Annotated in this window: 23 protein-coding genes; 15 read left to right on the top strand and 8 right to left on the bottom strand. The window is 58.1% G+C overall.

The features are described from left to right. Positions 1 to 139 precede the first annotated feature (139 nt). Entirely contained in the window at positions 140 to 1,000 is an 861-nt protein-coding gene (locus tag L1P08_RS00445; protein ID WP_303618052.1) for a flagellar motor protein MotB, read from the bottom strand. 21 nt (positions 1,001 to 1,021) lie between these two features. Continuing rightward, complete coding sequence (gene motA / locus L1P08_RS00440) at positions 1,022 to 1,885, bottom strand: flagellar motor stator protein MotA (RefSeq protein WP_303618051.1); 864 nt, start codon at positions 1,883 to 1,885, stop codon at positions 1,022 to 1,024. Positions 1,886 to 2,242: 357 nt separating this feature from the next. Here motA and cfa point away from each other — a divergent pair, with 357 nt between their 5' ends. Further along, entirely contained in the window at positions 2,243 to 3,355 is a 1,113-nt protein-coding gene (gene cfa, locus L1P08_RS00435; protein ID WP_303618050.1) for a cyclopropane fatty acyl phospholipid synthase, read from the top strand. Positions 3,356 to 3,434: 79 nt separating this feature from the next. Here cfa and L1P08_RS00430 read toward each other — a convergent pair whose 3' ends face one another. Both L1P08_RS00430 and L1P08_RS00425 read right to left on the bottom strand, forming a co-directional pair. Beyond that, the gene (locus L1P08_RS00430; RefSeq protein WP_303618049.1) at positions 3,435 to 4,088 is read right to left on the bottom strand and encodes an outer membrane protein; all 654 of its coding nucleotides are present in this window, start codon (positions 4,086 to 4,088) and stop codon (positions 3,435 to 3,437) included. Positions 4,089 to 4,247: 159 nt separating this feature from the next. After that, on the bottom strand, positions 4,248 to 4,697 hold the full coding sequence (locus L1P08_RS00425; RefSeq protein WP_303618048.1) for a MarR family winged helix-turn-helix transcriptional regulator: 450 nt from the start codon (positions 4,695 to 4,697) through the stop codon (positions 4,248 to 4,250). 167 nt (positions 4,698 to 4,864) lie between these two features. Between L1P08_RS00425 and L1P08_RS00420 the strand changes: the two genes are divergently transcribed. Then, positions 4,865 to 5,293 (top strand): organic hydroperoxide resistance protein, encoded by a 429-nt coding sequence (locus L1P08_RS00420; protein WP_303618047.1) that lies wholly within the window; start codon positions 4,865 to 4,867, stop codon positions 5,291 to 5,293. 129 nt (positions 5,294 to 5,422) lie between these two features. After that, positions 5,423 to 5,878, top strand: a complete 456-nt coding sequence (locus tag L1P08_RS00415) for a GNAT family N-acetyltransferase (RefSeq protein ID WP_303618046.1) — start codon at positions 5,423 to 5,425, stop codon at positions 5,876 to 5,878. A gap of 43 nt (positions 5,879 to 5,921) precedes the next feature. On the opposite strand, the gene L1P08_RS00410 is transcribed toward L1P08_RS00415, so the two are convergent. Next, positions 5,922 to 7,643 (bottom strand): putative bifunctional diguanylate cyclase/phosphodiesterase, encoded by a 1,722-nt coding sequence (locus L1P08_RS00410; protein WP_303618045.1) that lies wholly within the window; start codon positions 7,641 to 7,643, stop codon positions 5,922 to 5,924. 497 nt (positions 7,644 to 8,140) lie between these two features. On the opposite strand from L1P08_RS00410, the gene carB reads away from it, so the two are divergent. The 3 genes from carB (at position 8,141) to L1P08_RS00395 (ending at position 13,360) form a co-directional block, all read left to right on the top strand. Continuing rightward, positions 8,141 to 11,455, top strand: a complete 3,315-nt coding sequence (gene carB, locus L1P08_RS00405; RefSeq protein ID WP_303618044.1) for a carbamoyl-phosphate synthase large subunit — start codon at positions 8,141 to 8,143, stop codon at positions 11,453 to 11,455. A gap of 86 nt (positions 11,456 to 11,541) precedes the next feature. Then, positions 11,542 to 12,639: a transporter substrate-binding domain-containing protein gene (locus L1P08_RS00400; RefSeq protein WP_303618043.1), complete on the top strand. Its 1,098-nt coding sequence runs from the start codon at positions 11,542 to 11,544 to the stop codon at positions 12,637 to 12,639. 511 nt (positions 12,640 to 13,150) lie between these two features. After that, complete coding sequence (locus tag L1P08_RS00395; RefSeq protein WP_303618042.1) at positions 13,151 to 13,360, top strand: cold-shock protein; 210 nt, start codon at positions 13,151 to 13,153, stop codon at positions 13,358 to 13,360. A gap of 67 nt (positions 13,361 to 13,427) precedes the next feature. Here L1P08_RS00395 and L1P08_RS00390 read toward each other — a convergent pair whose 3' ends face one another. After that, the gene (locus tag L1P08_RS00390) at positions 13,428 to 14,585 is read right to left on the bottom strand and encodes a PQQ-dependent sugar dehydrogenase (RefSeq protein WP_303618041.1); all 1,158 of its coding nucleotides are present in this window, start codon (positions 14,583 to 14,585) and stop codon (positions 13,428 to 13,430) included. A 201-nt stretch (positions 14,586 to 14,786) separates the two neighbouring features. Between L1P08_RS00390 and greA the strand changes: the two genes are divergently transcribed. From greA to L1P08_RS00375, 3 genes are all read left to right on the top strand, one after another. Then, entirely contained in the window at positions 14,787 to 15,260 is a 474-nt protein-coding gene (gene greA / locus L1P08_RS00385; protein WP_303618040.1) for a transcription elongation factor GreA, read from the top strand. Positions 15,261 to 15,410: 150 nt separating this feature from the next. After that, entirely contained in the window at positions 15,411 to 16,361 is a 951-nt protein-coding gene (trxB, locus tag L1P08_RS00380) for a thioredoxin-disulfide reductase (protein ID WP_303618039.1), read from the top strand. A 22-nt stretch (positions 16,362 to 16,383) separates the two neighbouring features. Then, the gene (locus tag L1P08_RS00375; RefSeq protein WP_303618038.1) at positions 16,384 to 17,277 is read left to right on the top strand and encodes a LysR family transcriptional regulator; all 894 of its coding nucleotides are present in this window, start codon (positions 16,384 to 16,386) and stop codon (positions 17,275 to 17,277) included. Positions 17,278 to 18,012: 735 nt separating this feature from the next. Here the strand turns inward: L1P08_RS00375 and msrP are convergent. Together msrP and L1P08_RS00365 are read right to left on the bottom strand one after the other, a co-directional pair. Continuing rightward, positions 18,013 to 18,975, bottom strand: a complete 963-nt coding sequence (msrP, locus tag L1P08_RS00370) for a protein-methionine-sulfoxide reductase catalytic subunit MsrP (protein WP_303618037.1) — start codon at positions 18,973 to 18,975, stop codon at positions 18,013 to 18,015. Positions 18,976 to 19,076: 101 nt separating this feature from the next. Continuing rightward, on the bottom strand, positions 19,077 to 20,279 hold the full coding sequence (locus L1P08_RS00365; protein ID WP_303618036.1) for a pyridoxal phosphate-dependent aminotransferase: 1,203 nt from the start codon (positions 20,277 to 20,279) through the stop codon (positions 19,077 to 19,079). 165 nt (positions 20,280 to 20,444) lie between these two features. Here L1P08_RS00365 and L1P08_RS00360 point away from each other — a divergent pair, with 165 nt between their 5' ends. The 6 genes from L1P08_RS00360 to L1P08_RS00335 all read left to right on the top strand — a co-directional run bounded on the left by L1P08_RS00360 (position 20,445) and on the right by L1P08_RS00335 (position 24,755). Beyond that, entirely contained in the window at positions 20,445 to 20,876 is a 432-nt protein-coding gene (locus L1P08_RS00360; protein ID WP_303618035.1) for a CopD family protein, read from the top strand. A gap of 157 nt (positions 20,877 to 21,033) precedes the next feature. Further along, positions 21,034 to 21,306, top strand: coding sequence for a hypothetical protein (locus L1P08_RS00355; protein ID WP_303618034.1), 273 nt, complete (start codon positions 21,034 to 21,036; stop codon positions 21,304 to 21,306). A 247-nt stretch (positions 21,307 to 21,553) separates the two neighbouring features. Then, the gene (locus tag L1P08_RS00350; protein WP_303618033.1) at positions 21,554 to 21,982 is read left to right on the top strand and encodes a CBS domain-containing protein; all 429 of its coding nucleotides are present in this window, start codon (positions 21,554 to 21,556) and stop codon (positions 21,980 to 21,982) included. Between the two features lie 220 nt (positions 21,983 to 22,202). Then, positions 22,203 to 22,769 (top strand): Spy/CpxP family protein refolding chaperone, encoded by a 567-nt coding sequence (locus tag L1P08_RS00345; protein WP_303618032.1) that lies wholly within the window; start codon positions 22,203 to 22,205, stop codon positions 22,767 to 22,769. A 147-nt stretch (positions 22,770 to 22,916) separates the two neighbouring features. Further along, positions 22,917 to 23,300 (top strand): VOC family protein, encoded by a 384-nt coding sequence (locus L1P08_RS00340; protein ID WP_303618031.1) that lies wholly within the window; start codon positions 22,917 to 22,919, stop codon positions 23,298 to 23,300. A 72-nt stretch (positions 23,301 to 23,372) separates the two neighbouring features. Beyond that, the gene (locus tag L1P08_RS00335) at positions 23,373 to 24,755 is read left to right on the top strand and encodes an HD-GYP domain-containing protein (RefSeq protein ID WP_303618030.1); all 1,383 of its coding nucleotides are present in this window, start codon (positions 23,373 to 23,375) and stop codon (positions 24,753 to 24,755) included. The last annotated feature ends 10 nt before the right edge of the window (positions 24,756 to 24,765 follow it).

Genomic DNA, 24,765 nt, shown 5'->3' with positions numbered 1-24,765 from the left:
GACAGCGCACCTTGCATGCTCAACGCACAACCCCATGACTTGGTTGCAATACGGTGTCAAAACCGACGCAGGGACCATCGCCCGCCGGGTGCGAACTGTTAGAAGCAGAAGAACCAATCAAGCCCGAAAGGCGAATGCCTCAGGGCTTCATTCCCATGGGCACAGGCGGTGCCGTGTGCAGCACCGTCACCTTCACCCGCTCATTGGCGGGCAACCTTGGGTCATTGGGAAAGTACGGATCTTCGGTTGATCGCCCAACCACCGAATGAAACCGGTCTGCCGACAGGCCGAACTCACTCAAAATTGCCCGCGTGGTAGTGGCCCTGTCGCTGGACAATTCCCAGGTGCCATAGCGCGGATTGCCATAAAGCTGGCCCGCCGCCGTATGCCCGGAAATGGAAATCTGGTTGGGCAGGCGTTCAAGGATCGGGGCCATCGCCGCCAGCGCCGCGCGCGTGTGCTCAAGTGGGTATTTAGAACCCTCGGCAAACATGGGCCGCCCGTCCTGATTGACGATCATGATATCGAGCCCGTCTTCGGTCTCCTCGATCAACAAATTATCTGACATGGTTGTGATTTCAGGCAAAGCGTCCCAGGCCTGTTTGATGCTGACCGCAGCACTGTGAAACGCACGGTCTTCGGTCGACCGGACATCGGTTTGCGCCTCTTTTCCCTGTGCGCTGGTATAGCCCGCCTGCTGCAGATTGGCGTGTTCAGGCGGTGCCTCTGTGGCAGTCTTGGCCCCATGCGCATCATGCGCCGTCCCCGCCAGCACCCCGCCCGAACCGCTGGTTGTTTCGCTGATATTGGGGGGTGAAAAATAATCGGCAATGCCCTCTTTTTGTTCCGGGGAGGCAGCGGTGATCAACCAGAGCAGCAGAAAAAACGCCATCATCGCCGTCACGAAATCGGCATAGGCAATTTTCCAGGCACCGCCGTGATGGCCATGCGCGCCCTTCTTCACCTTTTTGATAATGATCGAACTGTCGGTCTCAGCCATTTACTGTCCCCGGTGCCGCCGCTATCGCGCCGCCTGCAAATTAGCGGTCGCCTCGTCAATTTCAGCAAATGAGGGTCGCACTTCAGACATCAGCGCCTTGCGGGCAAACTCAATTGCCACCACCGGCGCATACCCCGACATATGCGCCAAAAGGCCCGTCCTCATCGACAGAAAATACTTTGCCTCCACGTCATAGATATTGCGCAGCGATTGGGCCATCGGCCCAAAAAATCCATAAGCCACGAATACGCCAAGAAACGTCCCCACCAGCGCCGCACCAATCAAATGCCCCAGCACTTCGGGCGGTTTGTCAATCGACCCCATCGTGTGGATCACCCCCAGCACCGCCGCAACAATGCCCAGCGCGGGCGTACCATCAGCCAGCGCCTGGATGGCGTTGACCAGCCGTTCGCGTTCCTGATGGTGGGTTTCCAGCTCCTCATCCATCAAGGCTTCCATCTGGTGCACATTATTGGTGCCCAGCGTGATCATGCGCAGATAATCGCACATGAACTCCACCGCATGATGGCTCGCTGCAAATTTCGGGAACCGCGCAAAAATGTCGGATTCGCCGGGGTTCTCGATATGGCTTTCAAGCGCCAGAACGCCCTTGGCCTGCACCAGTTTGAACAGGGTGAACTGCACCCCCAGCAGTTCCACATGGTCCGCCTTGCTGTAGCGCGGACCGCGCAGCAATGTGCCAAACACACCTGTTGCCTGTTTCAGCACCGCCCCGGTATTGCCGATGACAAAAGCACCCGCTGCCGCACCCAGAATAATCAGCATCTCAAAGGGCTGATACAGCACTTCAAGATGTCCCCCGCTCGCGCCATAGCCGCCGATCACGCAGCCAACAACGATGAGCCCACCAATGATAAAACGCATGGATTCACGACTTCTCTTTTGCGCGTTTATCTGCACGACGATGGTAGTACTCAGTACGGTATTCCGCTGGGCAACATTGCCAACGCACCGGATCGTCATACGAACTAAACGTCTGAAAAGACCAAACTTCCCGCTATATTCTTGTGCGCCAACATCATAATTTTCCCTTACCATGCCCATTAGGCCCAAACCGCGCGAACAAAGGCCACGCCCTCGCCGCCCGGGCACACCGTCCTGATCCCGCGCGGGCACCAGCGGCCCTCCCCTTCAGGTCGTGATAATCCTCTTTCCTTTTTTTCAATCCTCTCATAGCCTCATGGATGAACGCGACGATGCCTGCCGGGAACATCAAAGCCCATGAGTCAGAAAGCCTTCATCTCCAATCTGCTCGAACATGCAGAAATCACCGTCAATGGCCCCAACCCATGGGACCCGCAAGTACATGACCAGCGCCTTTGGAACCGCATTTTTGCCGAAGGTACACTGGGGCTTGGCGAAGCTTACATGGAGGGGTGGTGGGACTGCGCCGATCTGGCCGAATTCTTCAGCCGGGTCATTCGTGCCAATATCCAGAACAAGCTGCGCATCACCCCCAACCTGATCTGGCAACTGGTTCAGGCGCGCATTCTCAACATGCAGACCATCGGCCTGTCGCGGCGTGTCGCTGAAATGCATTACAGCCAGACCGACGCCTACAAGGCCTCGCTCGACAGCCGCATGACCGGCTCCTGTGGCTACTGGCCTGAAGGGGTCACCAATATCGATCAGGCGCAGGAAGCCAAGTTCGACATGATCTGCCGCAAGATCCAGCTACAACAGGGCGAACGGGTTTGGGATATCGGCTGCGGCTGGGGCGCCTTCATGGGCTTTGCCGCCGAAAAATACGGCGCTTCCTGCGTCGGCGTCACCGTCTCGCCCGATCAGGCCGCTTATGGGCGCGAGCGCTACAAGGATCTGGATGTCGAATTTCAGGTCAGGGATTATCGCGAGTTCGACCAGAAGGTCGACAAGATCGTCTCAATGGGCATGTTCGAGCATGTCGGGTACAAGAATTACGCCACCTATTTCAAAACCGCCCGCCGGGCCCTCAAGGATGACGGCCTGTTCCTGCTGCACACAATAGGATCGCCCGATACCAAAACCACCATCGACCCCTGGATCGAGAAATACATCTTCCCCGGCGGCGTCCTGCCTTCCATCGCCCAGATCGGCAAGGCCATCGAGCATCAATTCGTCATTGTGGACCTGCACAATATCGGTCCGCATTATGATTATACGCTCATGGCCTGGAACGAGAACTTCCAGAAAAACTGGCCCGAGCCGCAAACCCCGGACGAAAAACGCTTCAAGCGTATGTGGGAATACTATCTGTTGTGCTGTGCCGGCACGTTCCGCAGCCGCGCCTCACAAGTCTGGCAATTCGTCCTCGCCCCCCTTGGCGTACCAGAGGGCTATCAGACCGCACGCTAAAATGCCGCCCGGACAAGGCGGCATTCCAGATCGATCAGAGCAGTGCCGCCCCGCATACGTCCATCAGCGATGTCGCCAATCAGAAGCGGTAGTTCAGGCCAACGCGCACCGCGTGTGAGGTCGGGCTGCCGACATAGGCACTTCCCGCCGCCACCGTGTTTATCGGCGAGGTCCGCGAACCCCAGTCTGAATATAGATAATCAAGCTTCAGGCTTACATTTTCGGCAACCATATATTCAGCGCCGAGGCCCGCTGCCCAGCCGACAAAGGTCTGGGTATCGCTGCCCGTCGTGCCGCCAGATGCCGGTGAGGTTTTGGCGGTGCCGTTCGCCATGGACAAACCGGCCGTGGCAAAGACCATGAGGTCATCGATTGTATAACCGGCCCGCGCACGCAGCGTGCTCATCCAGTGTACGTCGATGCTGCAGGTTTGCGCCGGCGCACCGACACAAGCCTTGCTCCCTGTCATGCCCGACCACGCGACATCGCCTTCCACACCCACAACAAAGCTGCCCGTCTGGTAATTGGCACCAAGGGTACCCCCCAACAGCGCGCCACTAAACGACGTGGTGGAAGCAAACGCCCCGGCAGGTGTTGCTCCCTTGAGTTCACCACTGCCGTAACCGGCAAGAACACCGGCATAAAAACCAGACCAGTCCTGCGCCAGGGATGCCTGGACAAACCCGCCAGAGATTGCACCCGCCAACGCAACAGATAATGCTAAATATTTCATATCGATAGGCCCCCGCGATATTTCAAATAAATAAATGGTCGAATGGAATATTTCCAAACGATACAACAAACACGGGATTTGTCCAGAAAACACTGGCCACGTATCTACAGAATTAATCCGCAGGGCAAGATGAGATTATTCTAATACTTGTACATATCGTCAGACATCGCCAATCGCCGCATTGAGGTGGTCGCGCAGGCGCACAAGGTCCGCCTTCACATCATCCATCTCCGCCCCCTTCAAGCCAACAGCATCGGCCGTCTGCAGCGGAATGCCGGCGGCTTTCCCGCGCAGCTCGCGCCCGGCCGCCGTCAGCCCGATGCGCACCTGCCGCTCGTCTTCGCTGTCGCGCCGCCGCGTGAGCAGCCCCGCCCCCTCCATGCGTTTCAGCAGGGGCGTCAGCGTGCCAGAATCCAGAAACAGTTTCTCCCCCAGTCCCTTCACCGTCAGCCCGTCTTCTTCCCACAGCACCAGCATCACCAGATATTGCGGATATGTCAGCCCGATCGCGTCCAGGCGCGGCTTGTAGAAACGGGTAAAGGCATGGCCGGCGGCATAAACCGCAAAGCACAACTGCCGGTCGAGTTTGAGCAATTCATCCTGCTGCATCGGTTGTCGTTCTCCTGCGCTACACCTGCGACTTTCACCCCATTAAATAGCGCGCAATGCAATATCACGCAATGCGACAACTTTTATATTGCGCACAATCTAATTTTGGGCTAAATAAAATCAACCGCTGATCCCGGCGGCACCGCATTCAGGAAAGCGAGACAAAAATGATCAAGTCAGCTGTATATTCCGCCCATGCCACCTCCACCGGTGGCCGCACCGGCACCTCCGCAACCGATGACGAGCGCCTTTCCGTCACCCTCGACACCCCCAAGGAAATGGGCGGCAATGGCGGCCCCGGCACCAATCCCGAACAATTGTTCGCCGTGGGTTATTCCGCCTGCTTCCTCGGCGCACTCAAAGCTGTCGGCCGCATGGAAAAAGTCAGCATCCCTGATGACGCCAAAATCAATGCCACCGTCCATTTCGGTGAGAATGCCGACGGTCCGGGCTACGGCATCGCCGTTGAACTGGAGATCTCGGTGCCCGGCATTGATCACGATCAAGCCGTGGCGCTGGTCGACAAGGCCCATCAGATCTGCCCCTATTCCAACGCCACGCGCGGCAATATCGAGGTAAAACTCAGCGTTGTGTAACCAGCACAAACCTGTCTCCGCACAACACAAAAGGCCGGGATCATCTCCCGGCCTTTTTCCTGCAATCAGCGTCACGTGAACCGCGCATTTTGCTACCAGATCAGGATCTGTCCTCGAGAGACCTCGATCATGACCGGCCTCACCTTCCGCGCTGCCTTGGCGGCAGACATCCCCACGATCATGGCCCTTTGCGCCGCTGGAACCATCGGAAAAGCCGACAACCCGGAAGATGCCGGCGACGCCTGCTATCAAGACGCATTCACCGCCATCGCCAATGATCCAAATCACGAACTGATCGTTGCAGAGCTGGCGGGCAAACCCGTTGGATGCCTGCAAATCAGCTACCTGCCGGGCCTCACCCGGCGCGGCATGTGGCGCGGCGTTTTGGAGAATGTGCACATATCAGCCGACCAGCGCGGCAAGGGCCTTGGCAGTGAAATGATCCGCTGGGCCGTGGAAAAATGCCGCGCCCGCGGCTGTGGCATGGTGCAGCTGACCTCCAACAAGCAGCGACAGGACGCCCACCGGTTCTATCGCACGCTCGGCTTCGACCATAGCCATGAAGGGTTTAAAATGATGTTCTAGGGGCTCTGCACAATAAGACAGAGCTCAACGACAGGCCGTAGCTCTAGGCAGATTTCATGCGGGCTTTATGCACCTTGCCTTGCACCCGCACGTAATCGGCAGCATCAGGCGCACTCATGGGTTTGGAATAAACATATCCCTGCACCTTGCTGCAGCCCATGGCTTCAACAATGGCCAATTGCCCTTCGGTCTCCACACCTTCCACGATGCATTCCAGCTCCAGATTGCGGCACAGGTCCACCACAGTCCGCATCACGGCCCTAGAAACCTTGTCATTCTCGATTTCGGTAACAAAGCTGCCATCCACCTTCAATCGGTCCAGCGGCAGTTCCCGCACATAGCTGAGGCTGGAATAACCGGTCCCGAAATCATCAAGCGCAATGCTCGCCCCCATCGATTTCAGCAGCAAAAGCGCCTGCTTGCCCCGCTCATAATCCTGCATCACCGCGGTTTCCGTCACCTCAAAGGTCAACCGTTGCGGCGACAGGCCGTTTTCTCTGACCATGTCGATCAGCCGCATCACGCATTCTGAACTACCGATGTCATGCGACGACAGGTTGAAAGACAAAAACGTATCGGCAGGCAGGTCCCGCGCGCCGTCCAAAGCCTTCAAAAACAGCACCTCGGTCAACTGATTGATCAACCCAGCCCGTTCCGCAGCCCTGATGAATGCGTTCGGCGGCACGACACCCAGCACCGGGCTGTTCCAGCGCGCCAGAACTTCAAACCCCACGGCCCGCCCGTCGCTCACATCCACGATGGGCTGATACATGACCGACATTTCCTCGGTCATGTCCGCGTCCCGCAACCGCCGTTCAATCCCGCTGACCTCGCGGATTTGCGCCTCATGTGCATCCGAGAACAATATCGCCCCGCCCGGCGAGAATTCCTTGGCATGATAAAGCGCATAATCGGCGCGCTCAAAAAGCACTTCAGGGCTGTCCCCCACATCAGGATATTTCGCCAGCCCGACCGAGCCGGACATCTGCGCCACAAACCCGGTCATATCGAACGGCTGGCGCAGTATCTGGCAAATCAGCTCCCCCTGCGCGACCAGAGCGTCACCGTCAAATTCACCCTCGATAATCAGGCCAAATTCATCGCCGCCCAGCCGGGCCACAAAAATGTGGTGCCCCAGTTGATCGAGCAGCCGCTGCCCCACATTGACCAACAGTTTGTCACCGGTTGGGTGACCATAAACATCATTTATGGGTTTGAACCCGTCGAGATCAAGCACCCCCACAGCCAGCCCGGTCGGTTTCGCCTTCTGCGCTGCCAGACGTCTTTCCAGCTCTGAAAAAAAGCTGCGCCTGTTCGGCAGATTGGTCAGGCTGTCAAGATTGGCCAGACGCGAATTGGCGTCGCTCAGGCGCTGGGTTTCCACCTGCTTTTCTATCAGCGCGCGCTGATGGTCGATCAGGTTCGCGAAATCCCTGGCATAGCCAAACATGACGAACATCATCGCGGCGGCCACAAGCATCATGTTCACGGCAATTGCTGTGAACACCGGCTCTCCTGTCATCAGAAAGAACGTCGAAAACGGCACCACAACGGCCAGCGTCAAGGCCAGCGCGGCGGCCCGCAGGTGCATCAAACAGGCAACGCAACCAAACGTTGTAACGCCAGAATACACCGCCACATGCCCGCGCGCATATGCATCCCCATAGGGATAAAGACTGAGCGACCAGATGATAAACGCCAGCCCCAGAATACAGGCCAGCATAACTGTGGACCGCAAACGCCGGACAACTTGCTGGTCGGACATCGTTTCATGTCGCGTACGCAACATAAGCGACATGCGCAAAACCGACACAGCGATCAATATTAGCGGGAAACCTAAAGTCAGCTCCCACGGCCCGGAATCTATGTGCGTGTAGCCAAGCGCGATAGTACCAACAATGACAATCCCGTACATAATCGGAATTTGTCTTGCCGACGCACGGAGCTGCGCCCGGTTTAATTCGGGCTGGTCTGCAGACACGGCAAACAACGCCGCCAAGCTACTAAGTAAATGCATGAATCGAACCCATAAGATTATTCTATTATTTTGAACCGCACCACTTAAAGTAGACTTAACCGCGCTTCTGCGGATTTGGCCAAATGCGCCAATTTGCCCCCGCAAATGTCAAAATTGCGCGATTTGGGCCTTTCGTTCCACACAATGACTGCCTATAAGGCCCTCTTAGCCTCTATGTTTAACGCCCTGAGCGCCGGCAACCATGCCCGGTGGCTCTATGGGCACGCCTGAACGGACGACGAATCATGCCAAAACGCACCGACATCAAATCCATCATGATCATCGGCGCCGGTCCCATTGTTATCGGTCAGGCCTGCGAATTCGACTATTCCGGCACCCAGGCCTGCAAGGCTCTGAAAGACGAGGGTTACCGCGTCATTCTGGTCAACTCCAATCCCGCAACAATCATGACCGACCCCGATCTGGCCCATGCCACCTATATGGAGCCGATCACCCCCGAAGTTGTTGCCAAGATCATCGAGAAAGAGCGCCCCGATGCGCTCCTGCCCACAATGGGCGGTCAGACAGCGCTCAACTGCGCGCTCTCGCTGCGCAAACTGGGTGTTCTGGAAAAATTCGGCGTTGAAATGATCGGCGCCACTGCCGAGGCCATCGACAAGGCCGAGGATCGCGAACTCTTCCGCGAAGCCATGGCCAAGATCGGGCTGGAGACACCCAAATCCCGCCTCGCCCACAATCTGCCCGAAGCCTTGCAGGCTTTGGAAGATATTGGCCTGCCCGCCATCATCCGTCCCTCATTCACGCTGGGCGGCACCGGCGGCGGCATTGCCTACAACCGCGAGGAATATCTCGACATCATCGAGAGCGGCATCGACGCGTCCCCCACCGATGAGGTTCTGGTGGAAGAATCCATCGCCGGCTGGAAAGAATACGAGATGGAGGTTGTCCGCGATAAAAAGGACAATTGCATCATCATCTGTTCCATCGAAAATATCGATCCTATGGGCGTGCATACCGGCGACAGCATCACCGTCGCACCGGCCCTGACCCTGACCGACAAGGAATACCAGATCATGCGCGACGCCTCGCTGGCGGTGCTGCGCGAGATCGGGGTGGAAACCGGCGGCTCCAACGTCCAGTTCGCGGTCAATCCCGCCGATGGCCGTATGATCGTGATCGAGATGAACCCGCGCGTTTCCCGCTCCTCGGCATTGGCGTCGAAAGCCACAGGCTTCCCCATCGCCAAGGTCGCAGCACGTCTCGCCGTTGGTTACACGCTCGACGAGCTGGAAAATGACATCACGGGCGGTGCCACTCCGGCCAGCTTCGAGCCGACAATCGATTATGTCGTCACCAAGATCCCGCGCTTTGCTTTCGAGAAATTCCCCGGCGCCGACAATCGTCTGGGCACGGCCATGAAGTCCGTCGGCGAAGCCATGGCCATTGGCCGCACCTTCCAGGAATCGCTGCAAAAGGCCCTGCGCTCGCTCGAAACCGGCCTGACCGGCCTCAACGAAATCGGCATTCCGGGTTTGGGCGAAGGCGATGACAAAAACGCCATTCGCGCCGCGCTCGGCACCCCGACGCCGGAACGCCTGCTGCACGTGGCTGAAGCCATGCGCCTTGGCCTCGACAATGAGGCCATCCATCAGGCCTGCCGCATCGACATGTGGTTCCTCGAACAGATCCGCGCCATCGTCGATATCGAGCAGAAGGTCCGCGATTTCGGCCTGCCCGAAACAGAATCCCAGATGCGCATGCTCAAATCCATGGGCTTCTCCGACGCACGCCTGGCGGCGCTGAGTGATTCAAGCGCTGCCAATGTCCGCGCCAAACGCGTCGCCCTGGGCGTCCGTCCGGTCTACAAGCGCATCGACACCTGTGCCGCCGAGTTCGCCTCGCCGACAGCCTATATGTATTCGACCTATGAAATGCCCTTCGATGGCGCCGTGGCCGATGAAGCCCAGCCCTCTGATCGCAAGAAAGTGGTCATTCTGGGCGGCGGTCCCAACCGTATCGGCCAGGGCATCGAGTTCGACTATTGCTGCTGCCATGCCGCCTTCGCGCTCGCCGATGCCGGCTATGAAACCATCATGGTCAACTGCAACCCGGAAACCGTCTCCACCGATTACGACACCTCGGACCGCCTCTATTTCGAGCCGCTGACCGAAGAAGACGTCATCGAAATTCTGGAAACAGAAAAGCAGAACGGCACCCTGCACGGCGTCATCGTCCAGTTTGGCGGCCAGACCCCGCTCAACCTTGCTGAAGCCGTCCAGAAGGCCGGCGTGCCCATTCTCGGCACCCAGCCCGACATGATCGATCTGGCCGAAGACCGCGACCGGTTCATGAAGCTCATCTCGAAGCTGGAACTTTCCCAGCCCAAGAATGGCATCGCCTATTCGCTCGAACAGGCCCGCATCGTTGCCGACAAGCTCGGTTACCCGCTGGTCATCCGCCCCTCTTATGTTCTGGGTGGCCGCGCCATGGCCATCGTTCATACCCCGGACCGGTTCGAGACCTATATCCAGTCCACCCTCAACGAACTGGTGCCGCCCGAAATCCGCGCCAAATATCCCAACGACAAGACCGGGCAGATCAATTCGGTCCTCGCCGACAACCCGCTCCTGTTTGACGGCTACCTGGCCGGCGCGACCGAAATCGACGTCGACTGCCTCAGCGATGGCAAGGACGTATTCGTTTGCGGCATCATGGAGCATATCGAGGAAGCCGGCATTCATTCCGGCGACAGCGCCTGCTCCCTGCCCCCGCATAATCTCTCCGACGAGATCATCGCCGAACTCAAGCGCCAGACCCGCGAACTCGCGCTGGCCCTTAATGTCGGCGGGCTGATGAACGTGCAATACGCCATCAAGGACGGCACGATCTTCATCATCGAGGTCAATCCGCGTGCCTCGCGCACCGTGCCTTTCGTCGCCAAGGTCATCGGCGAACCCATCGCCAAGATCGCGGCGCGCATCATGGCAGGTGAAACCCTTGCAAGCTTCAACCTCACCGAAAAGAAATTGAAGCATATCGGCATCAAGGAAGCCGTCTTCCCCTTCGCCCGTTTCCCCGGCGTCGACACCGTGCTCGGCCCGGAAATGAAATCAACCGGCGAAGTCATCGGCCTCGATTACGACTATGCGCTGGCCTTCGCCAAGTCCCAGCTCGGTGCGGGTGCAAAGGTGCCCAAGGAAGGCACCGTGTTTGTCTCCGTGCGCGACACCGACAAGGAAGCCATTGCCCCGGCAATCAAGCTTCTGTCAGATGCCGGCTTCACCATCATCGCCACCGGCGGCACCCAGCGTTTTCTTGTCAGCAAGGGCATTCCCGCCGACAAGATCAACAAGGTGCTCGAAGGGCGCCCGCATATTGTCGATGCCATGAAGAACGGCAAGGTGCATCTGGTGATCAACACCACCGAGGGCACCAAGGCCTTGAGTGACAGCCGCGACATCCGCCGTTCCGCGCTTTTGGGCAAGATCCCCTATTACACAACCATCCCCGGTGCCGTGGCCGCTGTCGAAGGCATCATCGCCTATCGTTCCGGCAACCTCACCGTGCGGCCGCTGCAGGATTATTTCGAAGCCGTATAAACTGTTTACCTGCCTTCAGGCGAGGGTGTGACATTCACCCTCGCCTGTGTAATTTTCCCTCGATCGCAAAAGATTCGGGGGACCATATGCGCATACATCTGATCACACTGAAAATCTGGGCTGTGCTGGCTTTTATGCTCGCACCGGGCGCAGTTCTCGCCCAGACGGAACCAGCCGTTCAGGACGGCGGGGTGGTCAATGTCGGCGTCTATCTCAGCCCGCCCTTCATCATGAAGGATGGCGATCTTTACACCGGCATGGCCGCCGAGCTCTGGCAGGCCGTCTCCGCCCGCAGCGATCTCGCCAGCAAGTTCGTGGAATTCGACACCCCCCGCGCGCTGATTGATGCGACAGCCAACGGCGAGATTGATGTCGCCGTCACCAATCTCTCCATCACCAAGGATCGCGCCCAGCGTATCGACTTCACCCAGCCCTGGTACGATTCAGGCCTGCGCATCATGGTCAACGAAACCGGCGGCAATGGCCTCGACGACCTGTTCCACGGTCTGCGGGATTCCGGCTATTTGCGCTCTTATGTCTGGCTGACCCTTGTCATCATCGCCGCCACTTTCCTGCTCACCCTGTTCGACCGGCGTTTCGACAAGGAATTCCCGCGCACCTGGGGTGCAGGCCTCACCGAGAGTTTTTATCACGTCATGTCGATTGCCACCTCGGGCAAGACCTCGCGCAAAAAGATGTTCGGCAGCTTTGGCCGCTTTTTCGCTGCCATCTGGCTGGTCTGTGGTGTGGCGGTCCTCGCCTATGTCACCTCCTCTGTCACCAGCGTCATGACCGCCGCCGCCATTTCCAACCAGATCAATGAGGCCGAAGACCTTCCCGGGCGCGAGATCGGCGTTTTCGCCGGCAGCGTGGGTGAGGAACATATGCGCGCCGAAGACCTGCGCACCCGACCCTATAACAATATCGAAGAAGCAGCCGAAGCCCTGCGCACCCGCCGGATCGATGCCATCGTCGCCGACGCACCGGTGCTCGAATATTACGCCAATAGCGCCGCAGGCAGCGGCCTTGATGTCGTCGGCCCCATTTTCATGCCGGACAAATATGGTTTTGCCACCCCCCTCGACAGCAATCTGGGCAGGCTCATCACGCTCAACCTTCTCGGTGCCCGTGAAGATGGCACCGTTGAGCGCCTGCGCACCAAATATTTCGGCGATGATATGTAGCCTTGCCGAGCAGGCGCATCTGCCCGTCCGGCACAGTCAAACGCCGGCCGGGCAGCGTCCCGCCAACAGGCACAAATAGAACACCAAACTTCTATTTTAGCATTTTATGATTTGGGCCAAATAGCGGCTGAGTTTATATTCGTTACATTGAATGTTGACTGTTGTTACACGCCAAATCCAGCACTTACCCGGCTGAATTCCAGTTAATTTGCCCGTTCGAAGAAATGAATTTATACACGGCGAAACACGCCTAACTTGCTGAAAAAATAAAGAATTTCTCCAATAAGAGTTACTGGCAATTAGCCAATACAAAATTTTCCAATCACACACATATTGTGAGATCGACAGTTCCGCGCTATCGTTCCCTATCGAATATTGCGGCTGAACGACCTGGCCGAGCGAACTTTCGCGACTGCTGACGTCTCTATCCAAGATATCGATTTCCGATTCCAGCTCGGTTGAGGGCGCAGGAATCACCACGCTAAAGGGACTATGCGAAAGGCGACTCACTATGGCAACTGGCACCGTTAAATGGTTCAACGGCCAAAAAGGCTTTGGTTTTATTCAACCTGACGAGGGCGGCGCGGACGTGTTCGTGCACATTTCTGCTGTTCAGCGCTCCGGCCTTAACGGCCTCGATGAAGGCCAGAAGGTAAACTACGAAATCGTTCAGGATCAGCGCACCGGCAAGTCCGCTGCGGACAATCTGACCGTAGCCTGATTTACCCCGCTGCTCTGCGGCAGCGGGCAAAACCTTAAAGGCGCAGCGCCCATCCGCTGCGCCTTTTTTATTGTGCCGGTGTCAGGCGAATAATCCGCCCGTCGCGCTCATCCGTCGCCAGATAGATGGCCCCATCCGGCCCGGTCCGCACATCCCGGATGCGGCCAAAGGCCCCGTCCAGCAAACGCTCTTCGTCCACCACACGGCCATCAGCCATGTCGAGACGCACCAGCAACCCGAATTTCAGCGACCCCACCAACAGATCACCCTGCCAGTCGGGAAAAAGCTCCCCTGCGTAAAAATCCAGCCCCGATGGCGCAATCGATGGGTCCCAATAGTGCACAGGCTGCTGATAGCCCGCCTTTTCAGTCCCCTCGCCGATCGGCTGTCCATTATAATCCCGGCCATAGGTGATCACCGGCCAGCCATAATTCAGCCCCGCTTCCGGCCGGTTGATCTCGTCACCGCCTGCCGCACCATGCTCCACCGTCCACAAGGTCCCATCCGGCCCCAGCGCCGCCCCTTGCGGGTTGCGATGTCCAAGGCTCCAGATCGCGGCATTGCCGCTGCCGCCATCGGCAAACGGGTTATCGGCAGGAATGGAGCCATCAGGCGCAATCCGCACCACAGCGCCCGCCAGATCAAACGGGTCCTGCGCCCGGTCCCGCTCGCCGCGTTCCCCCAGCGTGACCCAGAGATTGCCATCCGGCGCCACCACAATCCGCGAGCCAAAATGCTGTCCCCGGCCGGTAAACCGGTTCATGCGAAAAATCACCTTCTGGTCGGAAAGCGCACCGCTATCCTCTAAAAGCGTCAGCGTTGCCGCCATCACAGCAGTGCCCGCCCCGCCCAGTCCGGGCTGCGCATAGGAAAGATAAAGCCGCCCGCTCGTCGCAAAATCAGGAGCCAGCGCCACATCAAGCAGCCCGCCCTGCCCCTCGGCCCAAACCTCAGGCACACCGGTGATCGGCGCACCCGGCTGACCGTCCGCATCAATCACCCGCAAGCGCCCCGGCCGCTCCGTCACCAGCAGGCGCCCGTCAGGCAGAAAACCTATCGCCCATGGAAACGCCAGCCCCTCGGCCACAACTTCCGCCGCAACAGGCCCCGCCTGGCTCTCAAACACCATATCGCTTTGCGCCCAGGCAACCCCACCTGTTCCGGCACAGACTGCAACAAACCCAATTGTCAGGATGAATTTCTTCGCCTTGGTTATCAACCGCATTTCCAACACCTCTTGCCTTTTGCCTGAGTGTGACCATATTCATCAATCAGGACGTTCATGTGGCCAAATTTATCGTGCGCTTGACCAATCAACGCGCGAGAGGCAACTTGTGATCTAATGAATTCCCGAAATTATCGAACGGATTGAGCCGAACGATTTTCGGCAATCGTGATATGGGACCCGCGTAACCGGGAGGTAGTAATGGAAAAGATACCAATGACAGCGGCAGGTCATGTCGCTCTGGCCGCTGAATACAAGCGCCGCACATCCGAGGACCGCCCGCAGATCATTCAGGCGATTGCCGAAGCACGCGCCCATGGCGACCTTTCGGAAAATGCCGAATATCACGCCGCCAAGGAGCAGCAGAGCCTCAATGAAGGCCGCATTCAGGAGCTGGAAAGCATCCTGGCGCTCGCCGATGTCATCGATTTGAGCAAACTGTCCGGCAACACCGTCAAATTCGGTGCAACGGTCACGCTGCTCAACGAGGATACCGAGCAGGAAAAGACCTATCAGATCGTGGGCGACCCCGAGGCCGATGCCAGTGCTGGCCGGATTTCCATCTCCTCGCCGATTGCCCGTGCCCTGATCGGCAAGGAAGTGGGCGATTCGATTGAAGTGGCAGCCCCGGGCGGTGCCCACTCTTACGAAATTTTGAAGATAAAATTCGTCTGATTGCCCAAATTTGAGGCAAATAACCTCTTCTCACTGACTATATACTTGTCGCAGGTGCGGTATATTGCCCGTACCGGACCGCGCTCTTGCACGCAGGAGCGCGGTGCATCTACTTATTGCTGAAGAAATAAACACCGTGGAGCACGGAGCATGCACGCCAAAGTCATCATCGTCGGATCAGGCCCTGCCGGATACACAGCTGCGGTTTATGCCGCGCGGGCAATGCTCGAGCCCGTGATGATACAGGGCCTGCAACCGGGCGGTCAGTTGACCATCACCACCGAGGTCGAAAACTATCCCGGCTTTGCCGACCCCATTCAGGGGCCATGGCTGATGGAACAAATGAAAGCCCAGGCCGAAAATGTCGGCACCAAAATCGTCTCCGACACCATCACCGAGGTCAAACTGGACCAGCGGCCCTTTCAGCTGATTGGCGATAGCGGCACGGTCTATACCTGCGATTCCCTCATCATCGCCACCGGTGCCCAGGCCAAATGGCTCGGCCTGCCTTCCGAGCAGAAATTCCAGGGTTTTGGCGTCTCCGCCTGCGCCACCTGCGATGGGTTCTTTTATCGCGACCGCGAAGTGCTGGTTGTCGGCGGCGGCAATACCGCTGTTGAAGAGGCGCTATTCCTCACCAACTTTGCCTCAAAAGTCACCGTTATCCATCGCCGCGACAGTTTCCGCGCCGAACGCATCCTGCAGGATCGCCTGTTCAAGAACCCCAAGATCGAGGTCTTGTGGAACACCGAACTGGCCGACATCACCGGCAACAACATGCCGCGTTCGGTCACTGGCGTCCAATTGCGCAATCTGGCCACCGGCGAAGTCAGCGAACGCACTGTCGATGGCGTTTTCATCGCGATCGGCCATGCCCCGGCCACAGATCTGTTCAAAGACAAGCTGGAAATGAAGCATGGCGGCTATCTGGTGACAGCACCCGATAGCACCGCAACCAATATCCCCGGTGTTTTTGCAGCCGGCGACGTGACCGACGATATTTATCGCCAGGCAGTGACCGCTGCAGGAATGGGCTGCATGGCAGCGCTTGAAGCCGAGCGTTATCTCGCGGCCCACGACATGGCTGAAGCCGCCGAATAGGCGGCACAACGGAGGAGGCCAAATGCTCGACTGGGACAAGCTGAGGATTTTTCACACAGCTGCGGAATCCGGCAGTTTCACACACGCCTCCGAAAAGCTGAACATGAGTCAGTCAGCCATCTCCCGCCAGGTGTCGGCGCTGGAAGATGATCTGGGGCTCAAATTGTTCATCCGCCATGCCCGTGGCCTGGTCCTCACCGAGGTCGGCGAACAATTGTTTCGCACCGCCCATCGCATGCAGCGCGAATTGCAGCAGGTCGAAACCCAGATGAGCGAAAGCCGGGACACTCCGGCCGGCCCCCTGATCGTCACCACCACAGTGGGTTTCGGTTCCTCATGGCTCTCCTCGCGCATCTACGAATTCGTCAAGCTCTACCCAACCATCAATCTTGAGATCAAACTCAACGATGCCGAGCTCGATCTGGCCATGCGCGCCGCCGACGTCGCCATCCGCCTGCACCGTCCGGTTCAGGGCGAAATGATCCAGCGCAAGCTGTTCACGATGAATTTTCACATCTACGCCTCCAAGGAATATCTCGAAGAGCGCGGCACCCCGCAATCTATTGAGGAACTGGACGAACACAGCATTGTCTCGTTCGGCGAACCTGTGCCCTCATTCCTCGGTGATGTGAATTTTCTTGAGCGCCTTGGCCGCCCCGACAATTCCCCGCGTCAGGCCGCCCTCAAGGTCAATGCCATATACGGCATGATGCAGGCTGCCCGCGCCGGCATCGGCATTGCCATGCTGCCCGCCTATATGGTCGAGGATGAGCCCACGCTTGTGCGCATTCTGGATCAGGTCGAGCTGCCAGAGTTCGAAACCTATTTCGTCTATCCGCCGGCCCTCAAAAACTCCATGCGGGTCGGGGTGTTCCGCGACTTTCTGGTCGAGAAGGCCCGGATCTGGTCGTACTAGACAAGCCATGCGCTCAGTGCATGGCTGACATGCGCTACCTTCCCTTGCGAAACCGGCGGCCAATACCTATTTAGGCCTTGCAACACGACAGGTACTCCTCCCCTCCCTGTGCCTGTCGGTGTTTCCTCCTGGCGCGCCCTTTGGGCCGCGCCCGCCTTAAAGCCCCACTCTCCTCCGAGCGGGGCTTTTTTTTGTCCGCAATTTGCCATGCATGCCGTGCATGCATCGTGCACTCAATGCATGGCTGCTATTCCAAACCAGCGGTTGCTGAAAAAGCCGAATAGCAACATATTCAACTTGTCGCTGCGGAGATGATCTTCTCCTCCTCCCTAGATCTGATCCAGGCGGCAACCGGGTGATAGCCTTCTCCTCCTCCCTAGGCTGGAGCCCGACTGGCAGAAGACGTATCCTCCTCCCTCGTCGTCTGCCACCACTTTCAGATTTTAGAGGTCCTTGACCTCAACAGATCTTTGGCCCTGCTCTTAATTGAGCGGGGCCCTTTTTTTGTGCCGTGCAGAAAACGCATACCAGCCATGATTATTCAGCACTAACCGGCAGCCGCACCGCCTGCGATACTCCGGCCAACAAATACCATGCATCCGGGCTGCAAGACCTCCAGCAGCCCTGCCTTTGGATCGGGAAGCATTGCCGAACGGTCCCAAAAAGAACCCTGCCCTCCCCTCGGGCGGGGTTCATTTTTGCAGCTCATATCTCCAGTCAGATTTCGCGCCCGCCCTAGCGATAAAGCATCTCGCCTTCCATACCGGCATAAAGGCTCGCCACCTGCTCGCCATAGCCGTTGAACAGCTGCGTCGGCACCCGCTCCATTGTATGTAAAACAATCTCGCTCGCCTGGCTCCAGCGCGGATGTGGCACCTCAGGGTTCACATTGGCCCAGAACCCGTATTCATTGGCCGCAATCGTCTCCCAAAGCCCCACAGGCCGTGTATCGGTGAAGGTAAACTTCACAATCGACTTGAGGGACTTGAAACCGTATTTCCAGGGCAGATGCAGCCGGATCGGCGCGCCCATTTGGTTGGCAACCTGTTTGCCATAGGCACCCACCACCAGAAACCCGAGATCATTCCCGGCCTCCTCAATGGTCATGCCCTCCACATAGGGCCAGGGATACCAGGGCTGCGTGCGGATACCGCTGGCCAGTTCCGGGTCGCTGAACGTTTCCATCCGCAGATATTTCGCCGAGGAAAGCGGTGCCGCCAGATCAACCAGCGCTTTCACCGGAAACCCGATCCAGGGCACGGTCATTGACCACCCCTCGACACAGCGATGCCGGTAAAGCCGCTCTTCAAGCGTCATCTTGCCGATCAATTCATCAACATCCAGCGTCAGTGGCTTGTCCACCAACCCGTCAATCACCACCTGCCAGGGCCGCGGCTTCAGCTGCGTCTCCGCATCGGGGCCGATCCCCTTGTGCGAGCCATATTCATAGAAGTTGTTAAACTTGAGATTTTCCGCCTCGGGCGTAATCTCCCGCTCGATCTGATAGGCCGCATTGCGCGGCGCGCTCATCGCCAGCCGTTCTGTCGCCGCCCGCGCACCTGTCGCCATGCCGGCAAAGGGCGCGGCCAGCGCCGTGCCCGCCAGACCTGCCAGCAAAGCCCGGCGGTTGAGATAGGTCGCCTCGGGCGTCGCAGAGGCCTCACTCACCGCCCAGCTGGGCTTTACACGAATAAGCATGTCCGCATCCCCTCACCATGATCGTCACACTCTTGCCGCGCAAAACGCATCAGACAAGCCACAACTGCACAACAGATCGTGAGGACGGGTCGCGAATATCCCTATTTGGCGCCGGCGCAGAAATCCTGAATACGCGACACAGCCGCTTCCAGTTCCGCGTTCGAGGCCGCATAGGACAGCCGGAAATGCCCCGGCAGCCCAAAGGCCGCGCCATGCACCAGCGCCACACCGGTTTCCTCCAGCAGCGCCATCACGAAATCCTCATCGGTTTCGATTTTTTGCCCGCCGGCGCTTGTCTTGCCGAAAAGCCCCTTGCAGCTGGGGAACACATAAAACGCCCCCGCTGGCACCATGCAGTCAATGCCTTCCGCCGCATTCAGTCCGGCAACCACCAGGTCCCGCCGGTCCTGAAACACCTGCAACCACTCTTTCAGAAAATCCTGCGGTCCGTTCAAAGCTTCAACCGCCGCCCATTGCGCAATCGAGCACGCATTGGTTGTCGATTGCGACTGCAGCTTCAGCATCGCCTTCAACAGCGGCTTCGGGCCTGTGCAATAGCCAATGCGCCAGCCGGTCATCGAATGCGATTTCGACACGCCATTCATCGTCAGCGTCCGCGCCTGCAATTCCGGCGCAACCTGCGCAATGGTGGCAAACTTGCCGCCATCATAAACCAGCGGCTCATAGATATCGTCGGTCAGAATATGCACATGCGGGTAGCGGCCCAGCACCTCGGCCAATCCTTTGAGTTCGTCCGCCGTATAGGCTGCGCCCGAAGGGTTTGACGGGGTATTGAGCATCAGCCACTTGGTTTTGGGCGAAATCGCCACCTCCAGTGCCGCCGGTGTCAGCTTGAACCCGGTCGAGGCATCCGCATGGGCAAACACCGGCTCGGCCCCGCACAGCCGCACGATTTCGGGATAGCTCACCCAGTAAGGCACCGGCACCACAACTTCATCGCCCGGATTAAGCGTCGCCATCAGCGCATTGAAGATGATCTGCTTGCCGCCCGAGGCCACAAAGCAATCATCCGCCGTCACATCCAGCCCGTTATCCCGGCGGAATTTCGCGGCCACTGCTTCTTTCAGCTCAATGATGCCGTCCACATTGGTATATTTGGTTTTCCCCGCCGCCAGCGCCGCAATCGCCGCGTCTTTTACATGTTGCGGTGTGTCAAAATCCGGCTCGCCCGCACTCAGCGCAATGATATCGCGCCCGGCCCGTGCGAGTTCACGCGCTTTCTGGCTGACGGCAACGGTTGCGGAAGGCTGAACGCGCGACAGCGCGTCGGAAAGAAAACCCATGATTTGAAAGCTCCGGAAAAGGGGGTGCAATTGCGTAATTGATAGGGGTTCCGCGCCCACGAGGCAACATGCCGCGTGCCCTGTGCCCAACCAAATCCCGTCCCGGGTTTGACAAGGCCATACCCCTGTGAGAGCAATTTTTTGCCATTAATAGGGGACGCAAAAATGGATTATCTCTGGCTCAAGGCATTCCATCTTGCCGCTGTACTCACCTGGGTGGGCGGCGTGCTGGTCATGGCCATCGCCATCACCGTTCAAACCCACCTGCCCCAAACCCTGCCCGCAGCACAAAAGCAGGCGTTCCTCATCACTGCACGCAAATGGGACATGCGGGTCACCAATCCCGCGCTCGGCCTCGTCTGGATCCTCGGCATTACCCTTGCCATCATGGGCAATTGGCTCACCTCGCCCTGGTTCTTGATAAAACTGGCGATCGTCACCGGTCTTTCAGCCATCCACGGTATGCAATCCGGCGCCCTGCGCCGCCTCAGCAACAATCCGGATCACAAAATCCCCGCAGTGCTGAAAATATCCGGCCCCATCACCGTCATCTCCATCATCTGCGTGGCAATTCTGGTCATCGTTAAACCGTTCTAGAAACGGCACCAATCCCGTCTTGGCGGGCAAACGGCAGCCCAACCGCCACAATTACGCCTTCAAATGGTACCCGCTTTTCCATTGTCGGCCCCAACTCCGTCCGCATTTAGGGTGTCTATTCGTATTGTCGCAAGTCTGAATAAAGCGAGTGCCGCCCATGACCTCCAAACGCCAGAACAACAATAAAATCAGACCATTCCGCAAGCGCGCCATTGCCCTGTTGGCCCTGTTTGCGGTTGTCGCAGCGGTTTCCCCTGCAACCGCTGCGGCACACCTTGTCACGCTCGACAACGGCATGCTCGCGATGATTGTCGCGTTCGCAACCCTCTTGCTCGCAGTCGTGTTTGAAGTCTGGCGATTGGGCGCACATAAAACCCAGCCGGCGCGCAACCGCGCCACCCAGGACTGGAAGTCAGACCACCGCAACTAACGCGATGGCAGCGCACTGCCCCATGCACTGGAATTGCGTTACCTGACCGGCCCTCGTGGCCGGTCTTCTTCGTTAAAAAGCATTCAATTTCGCCGGATTGCCCAATCAGTAATAGCCGTGCATACTCAAACACAGGGTGCCGCGAAAAAGAATCTATCGAACAAGAACAAATAGGCGTCACCAACAAACATGATGAAATATGCTTTATCGATTGAGGCATGATCTGTTTCACAAGGAGGACGACCTTATGAACGTTGAAAATATTCTGCAAAGCAAGGGCGCAAAAGTATTCACGATCTCCGGCGAAGCAAAAATCGCCGAGGCGATACGCGTACTCAATTCCGAAAATATCGGTGCCGTGGTTGTGGTCGATGCTGAAGATCAGGTCGTGGGCATCATGTCCGAGCGGGATGTTATCCGCCAGATGGGCGGCGATAGCACGGCGGTGTTGTTTTCGCCGGTTTCAGGCTGCATGACGCGTAACCTCATCACCTGCACCCCCGAAACCAGCCTTGATGAACTCATGCAGCTCATGACGGCCCGGCGCATCCGCCATGTGCCAGTCCTGAGAAACGGCCAGCTGGCTGGCCTCGTGTCCATCGGTGATGTCGTCAAGCGCAAGATCGAGAAAACCGAGGAAGAGGCGGCAGCCATGCGCGAATATATCGCCTCCTAGCCGCACCACCTCTCAACCTAAAATTGCGCCTCACCCGCTGGGTGGGGCGTTTTTTTGTGCCCCGCCAACCTTACCGCCCTTACCGTTTTTTCATGTCACCGACAGGTTGGCGCAATCCGCCATGCTTTAGGTTCAGTCCTGTTCCCCGGAAGACGGAACCCCAGGACCTCCAGAACTGGACATTTGACCCCCTGACCTGAAGACAAAAAAGGATTACCCCATGCAAAAACTCAACTCTTTCCTCCTCGCCTCGGCCCTCGCCGGCACTGTCGGCCTCACAGCCCTCACCCCCGCCGCCTATGCCCATGATCGCGACAACGGCATGCGCAAGCATCGCGACCAGGGCCAGCACATGCAGCAGCGCGGTGGTGACCGCATGCCCGGCGCTTTCGTGCGGCTCATGTGTTCCGAAGACGGCGCCGCGCGCCTTGAAACAGCACTGAACGGCGTCGAGACCAAAATCACCCTCACCGATGAGCAGAAAACCCTGCTCGCCGACCTCAAGACAGCGGCACTCGCGGCCCAGACCGAATATGCCGACAATTGTGTCGTGCCGGAAAAAACCGATACACCTGACATGGCCGAACGCATGAAGACCCGTCACGCCAACATGGCAGCGCAGGTCGCGGCAATGGATGATGTCGTACCCGCATTTGAGGTTTTCTACGACACTCTCTCCGACGAGCAGAAGGCCGAATTCCGCTCCAAGTCCCGCATGCGTGGCGGCGATAACGATCAACGTCGCGGCGGCGATCACAAGCGCCAGCATCACGACAAACGCGGCTGATTTGCTGCGCGCCCGGGTGGGGTTCGTCCCGCCCCACCCGGGCTTCCTCCCAGCGTCAGACATTCGTCTCGGCAGCCCTTGCTTGTGCCCAGGTCATCACTTACAAAAACGCCTCCATAACGACCGGCACTCAAGGGCAACAACACGATGAAACCGAGAAAATTCGAACATATCGGCATCATGGTTGCCGATCTCGACAAGTCCATCCGGTTCTACACCGAGGTCATGGGCCTCACGCTCACCGGCCGCAAACCGCGCGATGGCGGTATCGAACTGGTGTTCCTGCGCCTTGGTGAATGGGAACTGGAACTGGTCGGCGGGGCCTCCGGCTTTCTCGAAGGTGACGCCCGCCTCAATCACATCGCCTTTACGGTCGACGACATTGAAGCGACCAAAACCCACATCCGCAGCCACATGCCGGACGTCGAATTCAGCCCCTATCTGGAATTGTGGGACGACCTGCGTTGCTGCTTCTTCCGTGGCCCCAGCGGCGAACGGCTGGAATTGTTCGAACGCCCGCCATCGAAATAATAACCGGTTAAACCTGGCTTTAAGCCTCCGCGACTAGCCTTGGTTTCGCAATCAGGCAGTCTCGGAGCAAAGATGACAGCAAATCGCACCGGGACAGCAGCCCAGGTCCATCAGAACATTCAACTCGCCGAACTGCTTGGCGCGCTCAGTTTCGCCCTTGATCTGACTGAGGGACAACCCGAGGGGCATTGTATCCGCTGCTGCTGGATTGGTGTGCATATCGGCCAGGAACTGGGTCTCGACACCAGGCAGATCTGGGAACTCTACTACACCTTGCTGCTCAAGGATTTGGGCTGTTCGTCAAACGCTGCGCGCATTTGCGAGCTTTATCTGGCCGATGACCTCGCTTTCAAGCGCGACCACAAAACCGTCAGGTCTATTCCGCAAACGGTCAGTTTCGTCCTTGGCCACACCGGCGCCGGCCAAAACCTGCCAACACGGTTGCGCACCGCCCTCGATGTACTTCTCAACAGCGGCGAATATTCACGCGAATTGTTTGAAACCCGTTGCCATGCCGGTGCCGACATTGCCCGCAAACTGCGCTTTCCCGAACCAGTGGCCCACGGCATCCAGAATCTTGATGAACACTGGAATGGCGGCGGCAGTCCCCTCGGCCTCAAGGGCGCGGATATCCCGGTTTATGCGCGCATCGCGCTGCTCGCCCAGGTCGTTGATGTGTTCAACACCTCCAGCGGCAAGACCGCAGCCATGGCAGAGGCACAAAACCGCACCGGCACATGGTTTGACCCCGCCGTCAGCGCCGCCTTCGCCCGCGTCGCCACCCGCCCGGCATTTTGGAAAACGCTGGCCGACGAGAATATCGACGCAAAAGTGTTCGCGCTCGCACCTGCACAGGCCCAGTCAGCAATCGATGACGATTATCTGGACGACATCGTGTCGGGTTTTGCCACCGTCATCGACGCCAAAAGCCCCTTTACCGCCGGACACAGTGAACGCGTTCGTATCTACACCGATATGATCGCCGAAGAACTCGGCATTGACCCTGCCGCCCGGCGCTGGCTCCAGCGCGCCGCGCTGTTGCACGATATCGGCAAACTGGCCATCTCCAATGCCATTCTCGACAAGCCCGGCAAGCTCGACGAGGCCGAATTCCGCGAAATCCGCAAACATCCGGCCTATTCGCAACTCATCCTCGAACGGATCGGCATTTTCGCCGATATCGCCAAAACCGCTGGCGCCCATCATGAGCGCCTTGATGGCAAGGGGTATCCCAACGCCCTCAGCGCCGAAGAGATCGACCTCTCCACCCGCATCGTCACCGTCGCCGATGTGTTCGACGCCCTCACCTCCAACCGGCCATACTGGCAGGGCCGCTCTGCCGACGAGGCGATATTGAAAATGGGTCAGGAAATCGGCACCGCCTTCGATGCCGATTGTTATCAGGCCCTTTGCCGCGCACTGGAAAAACGCAACTCTCAGATCGAACCCGCCTGAACAAGCCCGT

Origin of the sequence: Mariluticola halotolerans (assembly GCF_021611515.1) — a bacterium.
Classification (GTDB): domain Bacteria; phylum Pseudomonadota; class Alphaproteobacteria; order Rhizobiales; family Devosiaceae; genus Mariluticola; species Mariluticola halotolerans.
The sequence above is the reverse complement of the archived record's forward strand: the minus strand, read 5'-3'. Positions and strand labels throughout refer to the sequence as shown.

Bases quoted from the DNA above. Each gene is read 5' to 3' on its own strand.
- carB (WP_303618044.1), top strand. From the start codon at position 8,141: ATGCCAAAACGCACCGACATCAAATCCATCATGATCATCGGCGCCGGT.
- L1P08_RS00335 (WP_303618030.1), top strand. From the start codon at position 23,373: ATGACAGCAAATCGCACCGGGACAGCAGCCCAGGTCCATCAGAACATT.
- L1P08_RS00445 (WP_303618052.1), bottom strand. From the start codon at position 1,000: ATGGCTGAGACCGACAGTTCGATCATTATCAAAAAGGTGAAGAAGGGC.
- greA (WP_303618040.1), top strand. From the start codon at position 14,787: ATGGAAAAGATACCAATGACAGCGGCAGGTCATGTCGCTCTGGCCGCT.
- L1P08_RS00365 (WP_303618036.1), bottom strand. From the start codon at position 20,279: ATGGGTTTTCTTTCCGACGCGCTGTCGCGCGTTCAGCCTTCCGCAACC.
- L1P08_RS00345 (WP_303618032.1), top strand. From the start codon at position 22,203: ATGCAAAAACTCAACTCTTTCCTCCTCGCCTCGGCCCTCGCCGGCACT.
- L1P08_RS00430 (WP_303618049.1), bottom strand. From the start codon at position 4,088: ATGAAATATTTAGCATTATCTGTTGCGTTGGCGGGTGCAATCTCTGGC.
- motA (WP_303618051.1), bottom strand. From the start codon at position 1,885: ATGCGTTTTATCATTGGTGGGCTCATCGTTGTTGGCTGCGTGATCGGC.
- L1P08_RS00425 (WP_303618048.1), bottom strand. From the start codon at position 4,697: ATGCAGCAGGATGAATTGCTCAAACTCGACCGGCAGTTGTGCTTTGCG.
- L1P08_RS00390 (WP_303618041.1), bottom strand. From the start codon at position 14,585: ATGCGGTTGATAACCAAGGCGAAGAAATTCATCCTGACAATTGGGTTT.
- L1P08_RS00400 (WP_303618043.1), top strand. From the start codon at position 11,542: ATGCGCATACATCTGATCACACTGAAAATCTGGGCTGTGCTGGCTTTT.
- L1P08_RS00415 (WP_303618046.1), top strand. From the start codon at position 5,423: ATGACCGGCCTCACCTTCCGCGCTGCCTTGGCGGCAGACATCCCCACG.
- L1P08_RS00375 (WP_303618038.1), top strand. From the start codon at position 16,384: ATGCTCGACTGGGACAAGCTGAGGATTTTTCACACAGCTGCGGAATCC.
- L1P08_RS00360 (WP_303618035.1), top strand. From the start codon at position 20,445: ATGGATTATCTCTGGCTCAAGGCATTCCATCTTGCCGCTGTACTCACC.
- msrP (WP_303618037.1), bottom strand. From the start codon at position 18,975: ATGCTTATTCGTGTAAAGCCCAGCTGGGCGGTGAGTGAGGCCTCTGCG.
- L1P08_RS00410 (WP_303618045.1), bottom strand. From the start codon at position 7,643: ATGTCCGACCAGCAAGTTGTCCGGCGTTTGCGGTCCACAGTTATGCTG.
- L1P08_RS00395 (WP_303618042.1), top strand. From the start codon at position 13,151: ATGGCAACTGGCACCGTTAAATGGTTCAACGGCCAAAAAGGCTTTGGT.
- L1P08_RS00340 (WP_303618031.1), top strand. From the start codon at position 22,917: ATGAAACCGAGAAAATTCGAACATATCGGCATCATGGTTGCCGATCTC.
- L1P08_RS00350 (WP_303618033.1), top strand. From the start codon at position 21,554: ATGAACGTTGAAAATATTCTGCAAAGCAAGGGCGCAAAAGTATTCACG.
- trxB (WP_303618039.1), top strand. From the start codon at position 15,411: ATGCACGCCAAAGTCATCATCGTCGGATCAGGCCCTGCCGGATACACA.
- L1P08_RS00420 (WP_303618047.1), top strand. From the start codon at position 4,865: ATGATCAAGTCAGCTGTATATTCCGCCCATGCCACCTCCACCGGTGGC.
- cfa (WP_303618050.1), top strand. From the start codon at position 2,243: ATGAGTCAGAAAGCCTTCATCTCCAATCTGCTCGAACATGCAGAAATC.
- L1P08_RS00355 (WP_303618034.1), top strand. From the start codon at position 21,034: ATGACCTCCAAACGCCAGAACAACAATAAAATCAGACCATTCCGCAAG.